The 16976-nt window shown below is 67.4% G+C and carries 17 protein-coding genes and 1 tRNA gene; 10 read left to right on the plus strand and 8 right to left on the minus strand.

From position 1 onward, the window contains the following. Positions 1-80: 80 nt before the first annotated feature. Both ACXN5S_RS02410 and ACXN5S_RS02415 read right to left on the minus strand, forming a co-directional pair. On the minus strand, positions 81-764 hold the full coding sequence (locus tag ACXN5S_RS02410) for a GntR family transcriptional regulator (RefSeq protein ID WP_458603785.1): 684 nt from the start codon (positions 762-764) through the stop codon (positions 81-83). Positions 765-814: 50 nt separating this feature from the next. Next, entirely contained in the window at positions 815-1501 is a 687-nt protein-coding gene (locus ACXN5S_RS02415) for a M48 family metallopeptidase (RefSeq protein WP_458603786.1), read from the minus strand. A gap of 129 nt (positions 1502-1630) precedes the next feature. Between ACXN5S_RS02415 and ACXN5S_RS02420 the strand changes: the two genes are divergently transcribed. The 4 genes from ACXN5S_RS02420 (at position 1631) to ACXN5S_RS02435 (ending at position 3534) form a co-directional block, all read left to right on the plus strand. Continuing rightward, positions 1631-1963, plus strand: a complete 333-nt coding sequence (locus ACXN5S_RS02420) for a TIGR02300 family protein (protein ID WP_458603787.1) — start codon at positions 1631-1633, stop codon at positions 1961-1963. Between the two features lie 139 nt (positions 1964-2102). Continuing rightward, positions 2103-2178: transfer RNA gene (locus ACXN5S_RS02425), tRNA-Ala, on the plus strand. A gap of 170 nt (positions 2179-2348) precedes the next feature. Further along, entirely contained in the window at positions 2349-2888 is a 540-nt protein-coding gene (locus tag ACXN5S_RS02430; protein ID WP_458603788.1) for an AAA family ATPase, read from the plus strand. 121 nt (positions 2889-3009) lie between these two features. After that, entirely contained in the window at positions 3010-3534 is a 525-nt protein-coding gene (locus ACXN5S_RS02435) for a GNAT family N-acetyltransferase (RefSeq protein WP_458603789.1), read from the plus strand. A 16-nt stretch (positions 3535-3550) separates the two neighbouring features. On the opposite strand, the gene ACXN5S_RS02440 is transcribed toward ACXN5S_RS02435, so the two are convergent. The 5 genes from ACXN5S_RS02440 to ACXN5S_RS02460 all read right to left on the minus strand — a co-directional run bounded on the left by ACXN5S_RS02440 (position 3551) and on the right by ACXN5S_RS02460 (position 8269). Then, positions 3551-4177 carry a LysE family translocator gene (locus ACXN5S_RS02440; protein ID WP_458603790.1) on the minus strand — a complete coding sequence of 209 codons (627 nt, stop codon included), beginning with the start codon at positions 4175-4177 and terminating at the stop codon, positions 3551-3553. A 75-nt stretch (positions 4178-4252) separates the two neighbouring features. Continuing rightward, the gene (locus tag ACXN5S_RS02445) at positions 4253-5362 is read right to left on the minus strand and encodes an ABC transporter ATP-binding protein (RefSeq protein ID WP_458603791.1); all 1110 of its coding nucleotides are present in this window, start codon (positions 5360-5362) and stop codon (positions 4253-4255) included. Between the two features lies 1 nt (position 5363). Further along, positions 5364-6164, minus strand: coding sequence for an ABC transporter permease (locus ACXN5S_RS02450; protein WP_458603792.1), 801 nt, complete (start codon positions 6162-6164; stop codon positions 5364-5366). Further along, positions 6161-7141 carry an ABC transporter permease gene (locus ACXN5S_RS02455; protein ID WP_458603793.1) on the minus strand — a complete coding sequence of 327 codons (981 nt, stop codon included), beginning with the start codon at positions 7139-7141 and terminating at the stop codon, positions 6161-6163. The genes ACXN5S_RS02450 and ACXN5S_RS02455 overlap by 4 nt, the downstream gene beginning before the upstream one ends. A 6-nt stretch (positions 7142-7147) precedes the next feature. Further along, on the minus strand, positions 7148-8269 hold the full coding sequence (locus tag ACXN5S_RS02460; protein ID WP_458603794.1) for an ABC transporter substrate-binding protein: 1122 nt from the start codon (positions 8267-8269) through the stop codon (positions 7148-7150). A gap of 165 nt (positions 8270-8434) precedes the next feature. Between ACXN5S_RS02460 and ACXN5S_RS02465 the strand changes: the two genes are divergently transcribed. Next, positions 8435-10069: an amidohydrolase gene (locus ACXN5S_RS02465; RefSeq protein WP_458603795.1), complete on the plus strand. Its 1635-nt coding sequence runs from the start codon at positions 8435-8437 to the stop codon at positions 10067-10069. Positions 10070-10365: 296 nt separating this feature from the next. On the opposite strand, the gene ACXN5S_RS02470 is transcribed toward ACXN5S_RS02465, so the two are convergent. Then, a complete protein-coding gene (locus ACXN5S_RS02470) occupies positions 10366-11148 on the minus strand; it encodes a ZIP family metal transporter (protein WP_458603796.1) in 783 nt (260 codons plus the stop codon). A gap of 376 nt (positions 11149-11524) precedes the next feature. On the opposite strand from ACXN5S_RS02470, the gene ACXN5S_RS02475 reads away from it, so the two are divergent. From ACXN5S_RS02475 to ACXN5S_RS02495, 5 genes are all read left to right on the plus strand, one after another. Continuing rightward, positions 11525-13480 (plus strand): hypothetical protein, encoded by a 1956-nt coding sequence (locus ACXN5S_RS02475; RefSeq protein ID WP_458603797.1) that lies wholly within the window; start codon positions 11525-11527, stop codon positions 13478-13480. A 208-nt stretch (positions 13481-13688) separates the two neighbouring features. Continuing rightward, a complete protein-coding gene (locus ACXN5S_RS02480) occupies positions 13689-14246 on the plus strand; it encodes a hypothetical protein (RefSeq protein ID WP_458603798.1) in 558 nt (185 codons plus the stop codon). Beyond that, the gene (locus ACXN5S_RS02485; protein ID WP_458603799.1) at positions 14246-14647 is read left to right on the plus strand and encodes a phage holin family protein; all 402 of its coding nucleotides are present in this window, start codon (positions 14246-14248) and stop codon (positions 14645-14647) included. The genes ACXN5S_RS02480 and ACXN5S_RS02485 overlap by 1 nt, the downstream gene beginning before the upstream one ends. Next, entirely contained in the window at positions 14634-16013 is a 1380-nt protein-coding gene (locus ACXN5S_RS02490) for a DUF3619 family protein (protein ID WP_458603800.1), read from the plus strand. The genes ACXN5S_RS02485 and ACXN5S_RS02490 overlap by 14 nt, the downstream gene beginning before the upstream one ends. Then, positions 16006-16974 carry a YihY/virulence factor BrkB family protein gene (locus ACXN5S_RS02495; RefSeq protein ID WP_458603801.1) on the plus strand — a complete coding sequence of 323 codons (969 nt, stop codon included), beginning with the start codon at positions 16006-16008 and terminating at the stop codon, positions 16972-16974. The genes ACXN5S_RS02490 and ACXN5S_RS02495 overlap by 8 nt, the downstream gene beginning before the upstream one ends. Positions 16975-16976: the final 2 nt, after the last annotated feature.

A 16976-nucleotide genomic window follows, 5' to 3' on the forward strand; every position in this document is an offset into this window, starting at 1 on the left:
GCCACCCTCGCCGCTCCTCCCTCGCCCTGCGCGGGTATGCTGAGCCTCACCGTTTCAAGGCTCAACGACTCCGAAAGGTTCTATCCCTTCAGCATCCGCAGCCCCTGCGTCACGTCTGCCCGGATCGCCAGCCGCAGCCCCGGCTCGTCGCCGGCCTGCAGCGCGGCGAGGATCAGCCGGTGGTGCTGCGGCGGCTCGGTGCGGCGCAGGCGCGCGTAGAGGGCGCGCATCGTCGGGCCCAGCTGCAGCCAGACCGTTTCGGCCATCGCCAGAATCGCGGGGGCCTGGGCGCGCAGATAGAGCGTGCGGTGAAATTCCAGATTGGTGCGCAAATAACCCGAGGCATCGTGGCGCCCCACCATCTGGCTGACCGAGGCGTTGATCGCCTCCAGCCGGTCGATCAGCGCGAAATGGGCGCGGGGCAGGGCGCGGCTGGCGAGCTCCGGCTCCAACAGCGCGCGCAGCGTCGCCAGCTCCTCGATCCGTTCGTTTGACAATGCGGGCGTCGAGACGCGGCCCGACGCCGAGAGCGACAGCGCCCCTTCCGCCACCAACCGCCGCACCGCCTCTCGCGCCGGGGTCATCGAGACGTCGAAGCTCTTGCCGATGCCGCGCAGGGTGAGCGACTGGCCGGGGGCGATCTCGCCATGCATGATCTGGCTGCGCAGCGCCCGGTACACGCGGTCATGCGCCGCGCCGGTGATCTCCGGCGGGCGGGGCGTCTCTGTCAGACGCGGCGGTTGCGGGCGGGCTGTGAGAGCCATGCGGTACTGTGATCACAGCCGGCGGGCCGGTCAATGCGTCACTCTGGCGGCTATAGCCGCAGTCGGTGCAGATCGGCGCCATGGCGCTTCAGCCAGTCGCGCTGCGCCGCCTCTCCCGGGCAGATCTGCGCCACCAGCGACCAGAAGGCCGGCGAGTGGTTCATCTCGCGCAGATGCGCCACCTCGTGGGCGGCGACGTAATCCAGCACCGCCGGTGGCGCGAGGATCAACCGCCACGAGTACATCAGGTCGCCCTTCGCCGTGCACGAGCCCCAGCGCGAGCGCGTGTCGCGCAAGGTGACCCGCCCGAAGCGCACCCCCAGCGCGGCGGCATAGCGCTCTGAGGCCTCCACCAGCGCCGCCCGCGCCTCCTCCTTCAGGAAGGCGGCAAGGAGCGGCGCCAGCAGAGCCGGGTCCTGCGGTACCAGCAGGGCGCCCTCGGCCTCGGTCACCCGCCGCACCTTCGTCGGCTGCAGCTGCACCTCGCGGCCCTTGAACGGGATCGCCCCGCCCGGCACGGGCCGCAGCTCGGGCGCGCAATCGGCGAGCTGGCGGCGCAGCCAGCTCTCGCGCTCGGCCACGAAGGCCAGCCCGTCGGCCTCCCTCGCCCGCGTTGGCAGCGTCAGCACGGCCTCGCCCGTGGTGCGGCTGACGCGCAGCGTGTAGCGCCGCGCGCGGGCCGAGCGCTTCAGCGCCACCTTCACCGGCGGGTCGCCGGGCAAAACGTGATGACTCATGAGGGACCCGCCTTTGGCCAAAGGTTTTGACACCATGTCATGCATATGGCAGAGGCGCTGAATCCGTCGCAAGACCCGGCGCCACCTGAGTCGCCGCTGGTTGCCAGCCGCAGAATTATGAGGATCACCATGCCCAAGGAAGAATGGGGAACCAAGCGCGTCTGCCCGACCACGGGCAAGCGCTTCTACGACATGAACCGCAACCCGATCGTCAGCCCCTACACGGGCCAGACCGTCACCGTCGATGCCGCCAAGAGCCGCACCATGGTGGCCGATGCCGAGGATGCGCAGACGAAGAAGGCCGCCGCCAAGGATAAGGACGGCGACGACCTGCTGATCGAGGACGACGAGGAAGAAGATGTCGATCTCGGCGATGACGTGCTCGAGGAAGATGACGACGACGACGATTCGGTCTCGTTCGAAGATCTCGGCGACGTTGCCAGCAAGGACGATGAAGACTGATCTGGCGGTCCGGCGCGCGCAAGCGCCGGGCCTTTCCGGCGGCCCGTTCGGGGCCGCCGTACGAGGGCGGGATTTTCTACTTGATCTCGCCTTGGCCGTCTCTTAGAGAGCGGCACGCGCTCGCAAGGGCGCACGGAACGGGGCCTTAGCTCAGCTGGGAGAGCGCTTGCATGGCATGCAAGAGGTCAGGGGTTCGATCCCCCTAGGCTCCACCAACCCCCTACTGAAAAGCACCAGGTAGGTCTGCCTTTCTCGTCAGAGGTTTTGCCTCTGTCACGCAGCCGTGTGCTGTTTACCCTGCGAATTTCCAGGCTGCCGCGATCCGCGCTTTTCGGCGTGTTGGCCGCTGCGCAGCCCTTCCCCCTTGCACAACCGAGGATGGCCGATGAGCGAGCATTTCTTCGTCGTGACGGGCGGCCCAAGTGCGGGGAAGACCAGCCTGATCACCGAGCTCGCCCGCCGCGGCTTTCACACGATCCCCGAATCCGGCCGCGCGATCATTCGTGAGGAGGTGGCGAGTGACGGAGATGCCCTCCCCTGGGCGGATCGCACAGCCTACGCCGAGCGGATGCTGGAGCGTGACCTGCGTGCCCACCGCGCCGCAGAAGCACTCTCGGGCCCCGTGATCTTCGACCGCGGCATTCCCGACATCCTGGGCTATCTGACGCTCTGCGAGCTCCCGGTACCGCCCGGCGTCAGTGCTGCCGCCCGGGCCAGCAGCTATAACCGACGCGTCTTTCTGGCCCCCTATTGGGAAGAGATCTTCACGAAGGACGATGAGCGCAAGCAAAGCCGCGCCGAGGCACAATCCACCTGTGCCGTTATGCGCGAGACCTATGTTGCGCTTGGCTATGAACTGATCGAGCTACCACGTACTGACATTGCAACGCGCGCTCACTTCGTTGCCGCGCGGCTGGTGCCGTAAAACGCCACACCTGAGGGATGGCTCCACGGACTCTCCCGACTTCCATTCGCCGACCGAAGATTGTGTCGACCGTGCCAATCCGAGCTATGGTCCCCGAACCAATGCCCAATCGGATTCTCCAATGACCGACCCTCTGACCTCTGCGCCAGTCCTCGAAACGGAACGCCTCGTTCTTCGCGGCCCGCTGCGCAGCGATCTGCCCGAGTTTACCCGGTTCATGACCTCGTCTCCGAGGATGCAGGCTCAGGGGGAAACGATCAGCGAGGACCAAGCCTGGTTCGGCTTCATGACCGGGATCGGTCACTGGCAGTGGCACGGCTTTGGGTTCTTTACGCTGGCTGAACACGGGCAAACCGCACCGCTAGGCCGGGTGGGGCTACTCAAGCACTCGAATTGGCCTCGGGTTGAGCTGGCCTGGCACCTCTTCGACGGCGCCGAAGGCAATGGCTACGCAACCGAAGCCGGGCGGGCGGTTCGTCGCTGGGCGTACGAGGCGCATGGGATCAGCCAGTTGGTCAGCTACATCGATTGCGGGAACCACCGGTCGCAAGCAGTTGCGACGCGTCTGGGAGCAACCACCGATGGCACCCGGGCCGAACACGAACCGGATGCCGAGGTCTGGGTGCACCTCTCCGAACCCAGGTGAGCGCCAAGCGTCGCCCCTAAGCCCGCCGGAACGCCGCCGTCGCCACACCCATCGCCACGAGGGCCCCGCCGCCGATTCGCGTCAGCACGGGTAACACGGAGGGGCGTGCGATCCGGGCGCGCAGCCGGTCGGCGAGCAGGGCATAGGCGAGGGCGTTGATGGCCGCGAGGCCCACGAAGGTCGCGACCAGAAGGCCGAATTGCGGGGCCAGGCGCGCGCCCGGGTTGATGAACTGCGGCACGAAAGCGATGAAGAAGACGATCGACTTGGGGTTCAGCGCCGTCACCGCCGCCGCATGGGCGAAGACCTTGCGGGGCGTCGCGGTGGGCGTGCCCTCCAGCTGGCCCAGCGACGCTTCGGGCGCGCTGCGAAACAGCCGGATGCCGAGGTAGACGAGATAGGCCGCGCCAACCCATTTCAGCAGCGTGAAGAGCTCGGCCGAAGCGAGCACGAGCGCGCCCAGCCCTGCCAGCGAGGCCGACATCGCCACCAGATCGCCCAGCGCCACCCCCGCTACGGTCGCCAGCGCCACGCGCCGGCCCTGGCTGATGGCGTAGCTGAGGACGAGCAGCACCGTCGGCCCGGGGATCAGCAGAAGCGCGATGGATGCCGACGCGAACGCCAGCCAGACGTGAAATTCCATGAGCTATCCTCCTCGCAGGGTGTTGCCCACGAGCCAGCTATGGATCGGCGCGCCTGTAAAGCCCTTTCCGCCCCGCTAACTCGCCAGCACGAGGCCCCCATCGTCGGGCCAGCTCACCGTGACAGGCGTGCCGAGCGGGTGGATGAGGCTGCTGTCGTTGGGGGCGACGGCGCGGAGGGGCTTTTCGAGCCCTGGCACACCGATCAGGTAGTGGATGCGGTCGCCGAGATAGACCGCCTCCTCCACCTTGCCTGCCAGCGCATTGGCCCCGCCCGCCTGCTGGCCGGCGGCCAGCGTCATGCGCTCGGGGCGGAGCGCCAGCAGCACCTCCGAGCCGGCCGGCGCCGCGGCATCGGCGGGGTTTGTGCCTGTCAGCGCGCCCAGCGCGCCGCCGTCGAGATCGGCCAGCCCGTCGGCGCTCTCGCGCACCATACGGGCGGGGAGGAGGTTCATCGAGCCAAGGAACTCCGCCACCTCGCGGCTGGCGGGGCGCTCATAGAGTTCCTGCGGCGATCCGATCTGCAGGACTTGGCCGGCGGAGACGATGGCGATCCGGTCGGACAGCGTCATCGCCTCTTCCTGGTCGTGGGTCACGAAGACGAAGGTGATGCCGAGGCTGCGCTGCATGGCGCGCAGCTCCAGCTGCATCTCTTCGCGCAGTTTCTTGTCGAGCGCCGAGAGCGGCTCGTCGAGCAGCAGCACCTTGGGCCGCATCACCAGCGCCCGCGCCAGCGCCACCCGCTGCCGCTGCCCGCCTGAGAGGGCGTGGGAGTTGCGCTTGGCGTAGCCGTCGAGCTTCACTAGCGCGAGCGCCTCGGTGATGCGGCGCTCTGTCTCTTCGCGGCCGAGCTTCAGGTTTTTCAGCCCGTAGCCGATGTTCTCTTCCACGTTCAGGTGCGGGAAGATGGCGTAGCTCTGGAACACCATGTTGGTGGGCCGCCGGTTGGCCGGCACGCCCGCCATGTCCTGATCGTCGATCAGCAGGCGCCCGGTGGTGGGCTGCTCAATGCCGGCGAGGATGCGCAGAAGCGTGGTCTTGCCGCAGCCAGAGGCCCCGAGCAGCGAGAAGAACTCGCCGCGTCCGATATCGAAGTCGATGCCGCGCAGCGCCGTGAAGGTGCCGAAGCTTTTGGTGATGCGGTCGATGCGGATCAGCGGGTTGGCTGCCGCCTGGGTGCCGTCCATGTCAGAGATCTCCGGGGTTGTCCGAGGCCACGCCCCGGCGGCGGATCACCTCTGCCAGAACGACCAGAATGGTCGAGGCGACGAGGATCAACGATCCCAGCGCGAGCGTGCCCGGCAGGGAATTGGGGAAGCGCAGTTGCGAGTAGAGGTAGACGGGCAGCGTGCTTTGCGTCCCCGTCAGGAAGAACGCCACCACGAATTCATCGAACGAGATGATGAAGGCGAGCAGAAGCGAGGAGATCACCCCCGGCAGTGCCAGCGGGAAGGTCACGCGCCAGAAGGTTTGCATCGGCGAGCAGCCAAGGTCGCGGCTCGCCTCTTCCAGCGCCGCGTCGAAGCCTTCGAGCCGCGAGATCAGCACCGACATGCAGAAGGGCATGCAGATGACGATATGCCCGGCCGCCACCGTCCATAGCGAGAGCGGGATGCCGAGAAAGCGCAGCACGATCACCAGCAGCGCCACCGCCAGCACGATGGAGGGGATCACCAGCGGCAGCATCATGAACGACATCACCGCCGGCTTGCCGGGAAAGCGGAAGCGGGTCACGGCGATGGCCGCGGGCAGGGCGAGCACCGTCGCGAGGATCGACACCCCCAGCCCGATGCGCAGCGAGTTGAGCAGCGCCGCGATCAGCGGCTTCTGGCCCCAGAGGCTGGCGTAATGCTCCAGCGTGAAGCCGGCCATCGGGAAGGTGGCGAAGTTGCTGGCGTTCACGCTGAACAGCGGCAGGATCAGCACCGGCCCGTAGATGAAGGCGATGAAGAACATCGCATAGATGCGAAAGCCCCAGCCGCCGATCATGTCGCCCTCCGCGCGCGCATGCGCCAATAGCCGATGAGGGTGAGGAAGATCAGCACCAGCGCCCCGATGATCAGCATCATCACCAGGCTCACGGCGGCGCCCATCGGCGCGTCGTTCTGATTGGTGAAGAGCTTCTGCACCAGGCTGCCGATCATGGTGCCGCCCGGGCCGCCCACGAGTTGCGGCGTCACGTAATCGCCCACCGTCGGGATGAAGACGAGCAGCGCCGCCGAGATGGTGCCGGGCATCGACAGCGGCAGGGTGATACGGCGGAAGCGCTTCCACTTGCTGTCGCCAAGGTCGCTCGCCGCTTCCAGCATCGAGCGGTCGATCTTCTCGAGGCTCACGTAGATGGGCAGCACGATGAAGCTCACCCAGCTATGGGCCAGCGTGATCATCACCGCGCCGGGGTTGTAGAGCAGAAAGTCGAGCGGCTGGTCGATGATGCCCAGCGAGATGAGCCCGGAGTTGATCGCCCCGTTGAAGCCCAGCACGACCTTCCACGAGAAGACGCGCAAGAGGTAGCTCGTCCAGAACGGCACGGTGAGCAGGATGATCCAGACCGCCTTGTTGCGCACCACGCGGAAGGCCAGGAAATAGGCCATCGGATAGGCGAGCAGGATCACCGCCACAGTCGCCGTCAGCGACATCACCAGCGACTTGATCATCAGGATCGCCGGCACCGGATAGGCGAGGTGGAAGGTCATGCCCATCCACTCGACCCCGCGCTCGGAGGGTTCGATGAGCCGGCGGTAATTGGCCAGCGTGGGCGTGGTGTCGATCGAGAAGCCCGATTGTGTCCAGAAGCTGAGAAGCACCAGCGCTGCCACCGGCAGCGCAAGCATGGCGATCATGAGCACCAGCGCGGGCGAGAGCAGGCCAAGGCCAGTCAGCGCCTCGCGGGTGCGGCCCGGGTCTGAGCGGCGGCGCGAGCCGGGAAACCCGGCCCGCGACGCGGTATCTGCAACGTCGACCATGTCAGATCAGAACTGCAGCGCCTTCAGATCTTCCCAGATGCGCACCTGCTCTTCCTGCACCGCGTCGGGCGGGGTGAGGAAGACGAGCGAGGTTTCCATCATCGCCACCGGGTCGGTCAGGCCCATATTCGCCACGGCCTCGGGATCGGCCACGTCGAAGCTCTTCATGTTGGCATGCCCGTAGCCCGATTCCTCGATAAGCAGCTTGCCGGTCTCGGGCGAGAGCCAGGCGTCGAGGAAGTCATAGGCCGCGGCCTCGTCGGCATTGCCCGAATTCAGCAGCGTCAGACCGCAGAACCAGGTGAACATGCCTTCCTTCGGGTTGGCATAGGCAATGGGCACGCCCTCGTTACGCAGGTTACCGACGAGGTCGTTCCAGGCATAGGCCGCAACGATCTCGCCAGAGGCCATGGCCTGCTGCAGCGTGGTCGCATCCGTCCAGAGGAAGCGGGCGGTATCGAGCCCGCGCTTGCCCCATTCCTGGGCGGCGGCTTCGAACTCCGGCCCGGTCATGTCGTAGACGTCCTGGTATTTCTGCCCGGCGACCATCAGGCCGATCTGGATGACCAGCTCGTTGTCGAGGGTGGAGACACGGCCCGCATAGGCCGGGTCGTAGAGGATCTCCCAGCTCTCGTTCTCGATGAACGACGGATCGACCAGGTCGGGCCGGTAGGCGATGGAGGAATTGCCCCAGTCGGCCGGCACCATGACGACATCGCCATCCATGACCACGCCATCGGCGGCTTTCAGGACGGGGAAGATGTCGTTCCAATGGGTCAGGCGCCCGGTATCGATCGGCACGGTGAGGCCGGCCGAGACGAAACGCCCGACGGAGTAGTTGCAGGGGTGCATGATGTCGGCGGCGAAACCGGCGAGCACTTTGGCCAGCGCCTCTTCCTCGCCCGCGAAGATCGAGAAGTTCGGCTCTTCGCCGTATTTTTCCATGAAGGGCCGGAAGTAGGCGGGGTCGTCATAGCCGCCCCATTCCAGGCAGGTCAGGATCTCGGCGGCATTGGCGACGCGCGGCAGCAGCGTGGCCCCCACCCCGAAGGCGCCCGCGGCTTTCATCATGTCGCGTCGGCTGACCTTGCCCTGATGCATCCGGTCGATGAATTTGTGTCGTTGCATTGCTGAAGACTCCCCAAAGGCGGCGCAGCGCCGATGGAATGATCCCCTCGAAATCTGTTGCGCCTGCCACGAAAGCGACATCGGCGACGATAAAGGTCGCAAATGACCGTGCTTGTCTCGTTTCCTGGCCGGAGCATCGGCTTTGGCCCCGCACAGGAGAGCAACGTGACCGCCGCAGGAATCACCGCCGATACAATTCTCATCAATGCCGATATCCGCACGATGGACCCGCTCACCCCGCGGGCCGAATCGCTGGCCATCGCCAGGGGGCGGGTGCTGGCGGTGGGCGATGAAGCCGACATGCGGGCATTGGCCGGCGAGGGCGCGAAGGTGCTCGACGCGGGCGGGCGGCTGGTGCTGCCGGGCTTTCACGACACGCATATTCACCTGCAGGACGGCGGCCATCACAACGTGGAATCCGCCGATCTGACGGCGGCGAACACGCCCGAGGTTCTGGCAGAGAAGATGACTGCCTTCGCCGCCACGCATAATCACCCTTGGGTGTTCGGGGCCTTCTACAATTCGGCGATCCTAACGGAGAAGAACCTCTCTGCCGCCGTGCTCGACAAGGCGATCCCCGACCGGCCGGCGATGGTGACGGCGGCGGATGCGCATAACGCCTGCATCAACACGGCGGCGATGGAAGCGCTGGGCATCACCTCCGAAACGCCCGACCCGCCGGAAGGGCAGTTCGTGCGCGATGCCGATGGCAACCCCACCGGCATGCTCTACGAGCGGGCCGTCACTTACGTGAACGACCGGCGCCCGCAGCCGAACGACGCAGAATACCGCGAGGGCGTGCTCTGGGCGCAGCGCCATGCCAACGAGCATGGCATCACCGGCGTGCTTGATGCGCTCGTGGAGGAGCGGCACCGCCGCATCTACGCTGGCATGGCCGAGGCTGGCGAGCTGACGGTGCGGGTGCGGGCCACGGCGCTGGTGAAGCCCGGCGAGCCGGCGGATCAGGCGGTGGCGCGGGTGAGTGAGCTGCGCGCCAAGGCGCAATACGAGATGTTCCGCATCCATTCGGCGAAGTTCTTCTTCGATGGCGTGGTCGAGAACCGCACCGCCGCGATGATCGAGGATTATTCCGACGAGATCGGTGGCAACTTCCCGGTGATGTTCCCAAAGGAGCAGATCGACGCGCTGTTCCCGGCCTTCGATGCGGCGCGCTTCCAGATCCATGTGCATTGCATCGGCGACGCTGCGGTGCGCGCCGCGCTCGACGGGATGGAGCTGGCGCGCCAGCAGAACGGCCCCTGGCCGAGCCGACACCAGATCGCCCATATCCAGTTCATTGACCCCGCCGACATCCCGCGTTTCGCCGAACTTGGCGTGGTGGCGAACGTGCAGCCCCTCTGGGCGCGGATGGAGGAGCCGATCACCGAGGCCTCCATCCCCGTCGTCGGCCCGGAGCGGAGCAAGTACATCTACGCCTTCGGCGCGCTGGCCCGGGCGAGGGCCGAGATAGTGCTCTCGTCGGACTGGACGGTGAGCACGCTGAATCCCTTCGCGATCATCGAGACGGCCATCACCCGCCAGCCGGGCAAGGACGAGGAAGATGTCGAGCCGCTCCTGCCGGAGGAGGCGCTGACCATCGAGCAATGCGTCGCCGGCTATACCACCCTCGCCGCGCTGACCGGCTGGCGCGAGGCTGACACGGGCAGCCTGGCGCCCGGCAAATACGCCGACCTCATCGTGCTTGATCAGGACATCTTCACCTGCGATCCGCATGACATCGGCGAGACCAAGGTGGTGATGACGATGCTGGGCGGGGAAGCGGTGCACGGCGGGCTGTAGGGGGCGGTGCGCCATTATGGCGGACCTAAACTCGGCCCGATTGTAATTGATGAGACACACCCAGGGCGGGTGAAACCATCAAGGATGCACTGACCGTGCACGCCGGCCCGTGGGGTGGCGCTGCAGCGGCCCCGCTACCGCGCTTTATGCCTGCAACGCCCCTCCTCGCGGCGAGCTAGGCGCTGCCTTCACCAGAGCGCGGGGACGGGCCGGCGCTCGCGCGGCGGCCTGCGGCCTTGATCCCGCGCGGGGCAAGCAGCGGCGAGGGTGCGCAGTTGCAGCGGCCGCTCGCCCCCTCACCCCAGCCACACATCCAGGAACAGCATCAGCACCAGACCTACGGCCAGCCCCAGCGTCGCCTTGTTCTGATGCCCCGAGCGGTGCGTCTCGGGGATGATCTCGTGGCTGATCACATAGAGCATCGCCCCCGCCGCGAAGGCGAGGCCCCAGGGCAGCAGCGGCTCAGCCACCGTGATTACGCCGGCGCCGATCAGCCCGCCAAGCGGCTCGACCATGCCGGTCAGTGCCGCGATGCCGAAGGCCCGCAGCCTCGGGTAGCCTTCGCCCAGCAGCGCCACGGCCACGGCCAGCCCCTCCGGCGCGTTCTGCAGCCCGATGCCGGTCGCGAGCGGCAGTCCGCCCTCCAGCCCTCCGGCGCCGAAGCCCACGCCCACGGCCAACCCTTCGGGAAAGTTGTGGATGGTGATGGCGAAGATGAAGAGCCAGATGCGCCGCAGCGAGGCCGATTGCGGCCCCTCCTTCCCGCCACCGAAATGCTCGTGCGGCAGCTTCTCGTTCATCAGCGCCACAGCGCCCATGCCCAGAAGGATGCCGCCCACCACGATCGCCGCCGGGATCGCGCCGTCGCCGTAGCGCTCGGCCCCGGAATCGAGGGCGGGGATGATCAGTGAGAAGAACGAGGCAGAGAGCATAACCCCCGCCGCAAAGCCCAGCAGCATGTCGCGCGTCGCCTGGCCCGGCACACGCCCTGCGAGAACGGGCAGGGCTCCCACGGCGGTCATCAGGCCGGCGACGAGGCTGCCGAGCGTTCCGAGCAGGATTGGGGACATGCTGTCCAAGGCGGCAACCTCCATCGTCGAACGCGCGAGCGTTGGTCGCAGGCGCGGGGCGGCGGGGCGCGTAAGGCCCGACAGGCTCTCAGATAGATCCCGGCCCCGGCGCTGTCCCGCCCAGGCCGGTGCATCGCCCCGATTTACCGCGCCCTGTGGGGCGGCTGACACATGGCAGGGCCCTCCCCGAGAGGGTTGCTTCATAAGCATTTGAGACCTGCGCGCCCGTCGTAAGGGGGGCGGATGTCACATCTCGCGCCACATTCTGCGACATATAACATCTTTCAGATGTACTGCGCCGCGCCATGCGCTACGGCATGTCATCCGCCATATGAACGGGCGGGCCGTTGGCCGTGCCGGCCGCTCTAGAACCAGAAGAGGTGCCGTGGCCGCGTTGACAGATCGGGGCATCCTGCATGCCGTGTACAAGCCTGCATTCCGCCTTGGGCTGACCGCCGGGTCAGATGAGGTGCGCCGCCGCTGGCACGAGCACCTCATCCCCATGGCGCTGGACACGTTCGAGCAGGTCGCGGCAGAGCGGCAGCCGGGGCCCGGCGTGACCTTCACCCTCGATTCGTCGCTCATCGCCGATCACCTCGCCACCCAGCCCGCCGCGGCTGTGCAGCGGCTTGAGGCGGCGATCGAGGCGGGTGGCATCACCTGGCACGCCCTGCCGATGACGCTTCATGCCGAGCTGCTGACGCCCGAGCTTTTCGCCGAAGGCCTCGGCATCGCCCGGCAGCTCGATGAGCGCTTCGGCCGGCACACGCGCTGCGCCGCGATGACCGGAATTCAGGGCGTGACCGTGGGCGTGGTCAAGGCGCTTGCAGCTGCAAGGGTGGAGCTGCTGCTCATCAGCCTCGACCCCGCGGTTGTGCGGCCCGACCTGCCAACCGCCTTTCGATGGCGCAGCCCGGCGGGGACAGAGATCGTCGTGCTGATGCCCGAGGCCGACGGCACGATCCTGAAGCCGGGCGACGAGGAGATCGGCCTCGCGATCCTGACGGGCGGGATCAACGCCGCCCCGCCCGATGTCGCCGGGGTGCTCGCCGCCCGCCGCGCCCTCTCGCAGGTGCAGCCCGACCTCACGCCCCAGTTCTCCACCCTCGACGCCTTCTGGGAGGCGCTGGCGCCGGCGCGGGACAGGTTGCCGCTGGTGCGCACCGAGATCGGCGACACGCTGATCCACGGCACCTCATCGGCGCCGCAACGGCTCGCGGGGCTGATGGCGGCGATGCGGGTTCATGCCCAGATGGCCGAGGGGCCGGAGCGCGAGGCCTTCGGGCGGTCGCTGCTGGAGCTGGCCGAGCCGAGCTGGGGCCGCGATTCCCGTGTCTTCCTGCCCCGTGAGACCGCCTGGGAGCCGGCCGAATTCACGGCGGCGCGCCGCAGCGATGGCCGCTTCGCCAATCTCGAGGCCAGCTGGGCCGAGAAGGACGCCGTGCTGTCCCGGGCCATCCGCGCGCTGCCCCCTGCCGACCTCGCCCGCATCTCGCCGCCCCCCGCCGCGCCCGCCCTCGGGCCGGGCCGGGCGCTGCGCGAGGTCGAGACGCTGGGCGACATGGAGCTGACCTTCTCGCCCGGCGACGGCGTGCTGCGCGGCATCGCCATCGGCGGTGCGCCTGTCTTCGAGGCGCGGCCCGACGGGCCGGGCCTGTTTGCCTACAGCCACCGCTCCTGGTCGGGCGCCGATTACGCCGCGGCCCTGCAATCCTTCATGTCGGGCGCGGCGCCGAACGAGCTGCCCCGAAAGCCCGGCATCGCCGAGGCCGGCGGGCTCTCGGCCAATGTGACGCTCGGCTCCGCCCAGGTGGTGGAGCAGGGCGAGACGCTGTGGATCAGCACAACCCTGTCGCAGGAAGCGCCGGGCGCGCCGCCGCGCGCGCTGGCCGGCTTCCGCCGTGTGGCGGATGGGCTGGAGCTGGAGCTACATCTGCTCGGCAAACCCGCCAACCGCCTGCCCGAGGCGGGGTTCCTCGCGCTCACGCCAGCGCATGGGCTGGAGCCGAAGCAGATCGTGAAGATGGGTGTCGAGCTGGAGCCGCGCGACGTGGTGCGCGGCGGCAACCGGCAGCTGCATGCGATCTCTGCGGTTCTCGGCCTTGCCTCATCCGGCTGGGGCTACCGCGTGACGCCGCTCGACTCGCCGCTTTATGCGCCGGGCAGCCACCCGTTTCTGCCGCACGGGCCGGGCTTGCCTGCCTCGGGCGCGGGCGGGCGGTTCGTGCTGTACAACAACAAGGCCTCCTACGGCTATGCGCAATGGTGCGAGGGCGATCTGAGCTTCCGCTTCCACCTGGCGCTCACGCCGCCGGCCGCCGCCCCCGTGCGGCACCGCTAAGCGGCCCTCGCCCCCTCCCTCGCGGCCTCATCTTTCGAAGTCTTTCTTTCGGCGCCGGCCTGGCACCGGAACAAACGCCTTCAAAGACTCGTTAAGCCACGAAACCAAGATACGGAGGGACGCGTCCCATGCATTCCATCATCTATGTTATCGGGCTGGTCGTTGTCGTCCTGTTCGTCGTCAATCTTATCGCCTGAAGGAGGATCAGATGACTGACAATTCCACCAATCCAGAGCACAAATCCGAAGCCTACGAATCCGTTCGTGAGACCGGTAAATCCCTGAAGGACGATGCGGTTCATGCCGCTGAAGGCGTTCGTGACCGGGTGACCGAAGAGGCTCAGGCCCGCGCCGATGGCGCCAAAGACTACGTCGCCGACGAGGTCTCGTCGGTTGGCAAAGCGCTGCGCGACGCCTCGAGCGAGCTGCGCGGCGGCTCCCCGCAGGAGCAGTTGTTCAGCGTGATGGCCGATGGCCTTGCCGATTTCGCCGATTCCGTGCGCGGCAAGTCCGTAGGCGATCTGGTCACCGATGTCGGCGATTTCGGCCGCCGCAACCCCGTCGCCTTCCTCGGCGGCGCGGCGCTGCTCGGCTTTGCCGGCGCGCGCCTTGCCAAGGCGTCGGCCCGCGGCACGCCCAAGGCTGCTGTCGGCCCGGCCGTCGATCCGGCACGCGAGCCGGTCGGTGAGCGCCCCGGTGCCACCCGCACCGCCCCCGCGGCCCCGGGCACCACGCCGGTTCACCCGCAGGTCGGGGAGGGTGTGTGATGTCGGATAAATCCACCGAAAGCACCGGCGGACTGATCTCTGAGGTTCTGCGCCATGTCAGCTCTCTCGTGCGCAACGAGGTTGATCTGGCGCGGGCCGAGATGAACGAGAACCTCCGCAAGGCCGCGGTTGGCATCGGCATGATCATCGCCGCCGTCGCCCTGGCCCTGACCGCCCTCAACGTTCTGGCCGCCGCCATTTCGGCTGGCCTGACCCAGCTGGGCCTCGAGGCGGGCTGGTCCGCGCTCATCGTCGGCGTTGCCTTTGCTCTTCTTGCCTGGGCCTTCATGGCCCGCGGCCTGAATTCGCTGAAACTCAACTCTCTCGCGCCGACCCGCACCGCGGAAAACGTCAAGCGCGACACCCAAGCTGTCACAGGAGCTTATCATGCCAAGGGATGAAGAACTCTCCTCCCCTCATGAAATCGAGCGCCGCATCGAGCGCGAACGCTCTGAACTTTCGGCCACGCTGGACGAGATCCAGAACCGCTTCACTCCGGATGCGATGATCGGTGAGGTTACCCGCGCCATCCGCGCCAACGGCGAAGACGTGGGCCGCGCCATCGGGCGCTCCGTCAAGGAAAACCCGGTCGCTCTGGCTGTCACCGGCATCGGCCTTGCCTGGCTGATCTTCGGCAACAACAGCAAGACCGTGACGAAGACAAAGACGGTGACCCGCGTGGAGGAAGAAGACTACGCGCTTCCCGCCCGCCCGGCGCGCCCCGCTTCTGAGCGGTATCGCGCGGCCGCCTACTCGCCTGCGGCCACCCCGGCGAGCGCCGCCGGTCGCCCGACCGACGATCGTGCGGCGCACTACCCGTCGTGGTACTCGGCAGATGAAGAGCTCGATGATTTCGACGAGCTCGACGAGTACGATGCCACCGGCGAATTCTCTGAATTTCGCCACGCGCATCAGGCTGTCGTCGCAGAAGATGAAGCCAGCCACAGCGGCGGCGTGAAAGATGCCGCGCATCGCGCTGGCGGTGCCGCAAGCGATGCCGCCCACCGTGCCGGGGGCGCCGCTTCTGGCGCTGCCCATCGCGCGGGTGCTGCCGCCTCCGGTGCCGCGCACCGGGTTGGCGATGCAGCGCATGATGCGGGCGAGTCCGTCCGTGATGGCGCGCACGGCTTGCGCAACCGCCTGCGTGCTGGCGCCGCGGATGCCCGCAATTCGGCGCGCCGGGCGCGCTGGCGGGTGTCGGATGCCCTGCATTCCGGCAGCGACAGCGCCAAGCGCCTGCGGGCCCGTCTGGCCGAAGGCACCGACGATCTGTCTCACGAGGCGCGCGAGCGCATCATTGCGGCCCGGGCGCGTGCGCTCGATGTCCGCCGCCAGGCCGAAGTCTCGGCCCGGCATGGTCTTGAACGCGGCCGTGAGGCCGCCATTCGCGGAAAGGACGCTGCCGTGGATTTCTTTGAAGAACAGCCGCTGGTTGCCGGCGCGCTCGCCGTTGCCGTTGGCGCCGCCATTGCCGGCGCTCTGCCCCGCAGCCGCAAGGAAGACGAGTGGTTCGGCGATACCTCCGACCATCTGCGCGACGAGGCCGAGCGCATCTTCCGCGAAGAGCGGGCCAAGGCCGAGCGGGTTGCCCGCGCTGCTATGGATGAGGCCAACGATGTGCTGCACGAGGAAGGTCGCAAGGCCGACCATGCCGCCAAGGAGGCCTTCGAATCCGCCAAGGACGAAGCCAAGAGCGCCGCTCAGCGCGTGGAAGACCGCGTGAAGACGGAAGCCGAGAAAGAGAAGCTCGGTCAACCGGATGTCTGAGACGAAGAAGACGGGGGGCCTCGGTCACGAGGCCTCCCGACCCCGAGATATCCCCCTCGCCGGATGGAAGGCGATTGCCCTTCGCACCATCGGCGAATTCAAGACAGACCACGTCACGCTCATCGCAGCGGGCGTGGCTTTTTATGGCCTGCTGGCCATCTTTCCCGCCATCACCGCCTTGCTCGCCATCGGTGGGCTCGTGCTGTCGCCTTCGCAGGTGACGGACCAGCTGGCCAATGTCTCCTCGATGCTGCCGCCCCGCGCCGCCGAGATCATCCTCGGCCAGGCAACGGAAGTGGCCGGCTCGGAGAATGCTGGCCTGGGCTTCGCCGCCCTGCTCGGCCTCGCACTGGCGCTCTACTCTGCATCGAAAGGGGTCGCGAGCCTCATCGAGGGGCTCAACATTGCCTATGACGAGCAGGAAACGCGCGGTTTCATCAAGCTGAAGGCGATCACGCTGGGGCTGACGGTGATGCTGGTCATCGGCATGGTGGCAGGGCTGGCCGCGACGGTCGTTCTGCCGAGCCTCTTCAGCCTTCTGAACCTGCCGCCCTCGCTGGAGCAGATCTTCGGGCTGCTGCGTTGGGCAATCCTCTTCGTGCTGACCGTTCTGGGCCTGGCCACGATCTACCACTTCGGCCCTGACAGAAGCCCGCCGAAATGGCGCTGGCTGATCCCCGGCGCCGCGCTGGCCTGCATCCTGTGGATCGCGGCGTCGATGGGCTTCTCTATCTATTCGCAGAATTTCAGCAGCTATAACGAGAGCTTCGGCGCGCTCGCCGGTGTCGTCGTGCTGCTGATGTGGCTTTGGATCAGTGCTCTGGTGCTGCTGCTCGGTGCCGAGATCAATTCAGAGGCCGAACAGCAGACCTATTTCGACACGACCACAGGCCCCGACATGCCCATGGGGATGCGCGGGGCGGTGAAGGCGGACACGCCCCCACCGCCGCCGGCGGAATAGGC

It is taken from the genome of Pseudoroseicyclus sp. H15 (assembly GCF_054353345.1).